At 68.6% G+C, this 2,881-nt stretch carries 2 protein-coding genes; one reads left to right on the top strand and one right to left on the bottom strand.

The features are described 5' to 3' along the window. Positions 1-197 precede the first annotated feature (197 nt). On the top strand, positions 198-1,187 hold the full coding sequence (locus tag G6020_RS07035) for a bile acid:sodium symporter (protein WP_347238328.1): 990 nt from the start codon (positions 198-200) through the stop codon (positions 1,185-1,187). A 133-nt stretch (positions 1,188-1,320) separates the two neighbouring features. On the opposite strand, the gene G6020_RS07040 is transcribed toward G6020_RS07035, so the two are convergent. Beyond that, complete coding sequence (locus G6020_RS07040; RefSeq protein WP_179524635.1) at positions 1,321-1,881, bottom strand: alpha/beta fold hydrolase; 561 nt, start codon at positions 1,879-1,881, stop codon at positions 1,321-1,323. Positions 1,882-2,881: the final 1,000 nt, after the last annotated feature.

Below are 2,881 nucleotides of genomic sequence, written 5' to 3' on the forward strand. Positions count from 1 at the left end.
GGGGGCTCCCGTCATACCACCCCACCCACGTGCGTGGCAGGCTGCAGGCGAGCTTGCAGGCCTGCGGACGAGGACCGGGCCCGTCTCCGGCTCGGGTGACCGGCGGACCGGAGGGAGTCGGCCTCGGGTTCGGACTGGCTGGCGTGGTCGGAGCCGCCGTGGTCTCGGATCTGGAGGATGAGAGAGGTGCCGACGGGGTGGACAAGCGACTGAATCGGCTCACCCTCGAGCGTTGGCAGGTGTGGATCTATGTCGCGGCCATCGCCGCGGGTCTCGCATCGGGGAGCGCCATCCCGGCGACGGCGTCGATGGCCGAGGTGCTGCTGTGGCCGGTTCTCGCCCTGTTGCTCTATGCCACGTTCCTCCAGGTGCCGGTGCTGCACCTGTTCTCCGCCTCGCGCGACCTCCGGTTCTCCGGAGTGGTCCTGTTGGGCAACTTCGTACTCATGCCCCTGATCGTGTGGGCGATGGTGTCTCTCCTTCCCGCCGACCCCGCGATCCGTCTGGGCGTGTTGCTGGTGTTGCTCGTGCCGTGCACCGACTGGTTCATCTCCTTCACCCAGCTCGCCGGCGGGGATGTGCCCCGGGCCGTCGCGGTGACCCCCGTCAACCTTGTTCTACAGCTGCTCCTGCTTCCTCTTTATCTGCTGCTCATGGCGCGGGAGGAGGTCACAGGGTTGATCACGCTCAACGTGGTCGCGCCGGCGCTGCTGATCGTCGCCGTGCCCCTGATCGCGTCGACGCTCACGCAGTGGTGGGTCGATGCCCGCCCGGGGCGTCTTGTGGTGCGTGATCGATGGGCCTGGGCACCGGTTCCGCTGCTCGCTGGTGTCGTGTTTCTCGTCGCCACGGCTCAGGTGGATACCGTGCTCGGTGCGCTGAACGTTCTCCCGGTCGTCGTCCCGGTCTTCGTGGCGTTCCTGCTCGCGGCCGCGCTCACCGCCAAGGCTCTGGCGGTCTCGTTCTCTCTCCCGCCCCGACAGGCCCGGACACTCGCCTTCGGACTCGGGACCCGGAATTCGTTCGTCGTCCTTCCGCTGGCGCTCGCACTGCCTGAGGGGTTCGAGGTGGCGGCAGTGGTGATCGTGGCACAGACCCTGGTCGAGCTCCTCGGCATGATCGCCTTCCTCTGGCTGATTCCGGTGGTCTTCAGGACCGACCAGCGGTCCGCCGACGGGGGACTGTGAGGACCACCGTGTCGACGGGTCCCGGGGCGGCGGATGTGGCCACCGCACCTATCTGCGCTCGGCTGGTGCGAGGGCGGAGCGACGGTTGTCCACGGTGGTGCCGGCACACTCCACCGAGAGCCTGCTGCGTGTGTCACACGATGGCGTCGAGGGCGTGGGGCAGCGTCGTGACTCCGTCGGTCGCGAGGAAGTGGCCCGCTCCCGGGACGACCTGAGCCGACGTGCCGAGAAGACCGGCCAGGCGGTCTGTGAGGTCGACAGGAACATGATCGTCGTCGTCGGAACGCAAGATGGTGAGCGACCCGGCCCTCTCTCGGATCCCGGACAGGTCCACGCCGTCACCGATGAAGTCGTCCAGTTCGGGTAGCCCCGGCAACGGGTCGACGAATCCCGAGACGAGCACGAGACCGCCCACCTCCCACGGTCCCGTCAGGGAGGCGAGGTGGCGCAGAACGGTGAGGCAACCGAGGCTGTGGGCGACCACGATCGTGTCTCTCCCCGGGATACCGAGCTCTTCTGCGGCGGTAGCCGCCCACCGGTCCGGAGATGGGGACGTGGACTCCGGCAAGGCGGGTACTCGTGTGGGGACCCCCGCGTGTTCGAGCTGTTCTGCGAGCCACCCGAACCAATGGTCCGCGGGCGTCGCACCGTACCCGTGGAAGATCACGGCCTGGGTGGTTCTTACCGACGTCATGCCACCGAACGGTAGACCGTGCCGCAAGGGAGGGTGAGTACAGCCCTGGCGGCCTGGGTGTCGTTCCACTCCTCCGCACCGGCTCGCGGCCGGGGATCACCGAGGGGAGTGTCCGACCGTTGCTCGGGTTCAGTCCGAGCGCGGGGCAGTTGCTCACCTGCTCGCGTTGATGCATCAGTGTGCTGCCGGGTTCGGTGTCCGGCGGGCACCGGAGACCGGGCCGTGATGCTCGGAGGTTCTCGACGCGGAACGACGCGAGGTTCGCGGCGGTCGCCGTCGATCGACACAGCACGGTGTACCCGGCCACGACGGTGCGCGGTCGGCCGGCGACATGCCGTGGTGCCGGCTCGGTAGAAGACCCCGGCCCGGCCGGAGGCGCGGTAGAGGCGGTGACGGGTGAGACCGGTGAGCCCGCACACGGTCGCGATCCGCACGCCGAGGCCCCCGCCCTGAGTGCCCCCCACACGGTCGTGAGTCGGGACGGCCACTCACCGCACGCGACGGAGCTCTGGGAGGACGAGCCGAGCACTGGGAGGACGAGCCGACTCCGCCCTGCAGCTCGAGCCGCACTGATGACCGGATCGCGTAGGCCCCGTCCCCTCGGGTCGGGTAGGACACGTGGTGGCAGGGGCGGAAGTCGGGCGGCCGGAGGGGGAACACGGCAGGGACGCAGCGGGAAGACCCGTCTGTACGTGGCTTTGGCGATCTGCCGGCATGGGCCTGCAGGGGCGCCCTGGGAGGCGTTGACCAGCCGATTTGGTGTTCCGTTGGGGCGCGTGTAACTTTATCGGAGCCGCCAGGGAGCGGGGGTCGAGCCGAGAGGTTCGAGTCCTGGTTTCGGGCGGTGGCTTCGCGAAGGGGCGCCGAACGATCGGGTTGACCGATCGACTTCGGTCCGCTAGAGTAGGCGAGCTGCCTCCGATGGAGAGCGGCAACTTCCCCCTAAGGTATGTGGCGATAGTGCCACATGGCGACGGTGTGGTGGTGTTGTTTGAGAACT

This window comes from Dietzia sp. B19 (assembly GCF_014145155.1).
In the GTDB taxonomy this organism is placed as follows: Bacteria; Actinomycetota; Actinomycetes; order Mycobacteriales; family Mycobacteriaceae; genus Dietzia; species Dietzia natronolimnaea.

Bases quoted from the DNA above. Each gene is read 5' to 3' on its own strand.
- G6020_RS07040 (WP_179524635.1), bottom strand. From the start codon at position 1,881: ATGACGTCGGTAAGAACCACCCAGGCCGTGATCTTCCACGGGTACGGT.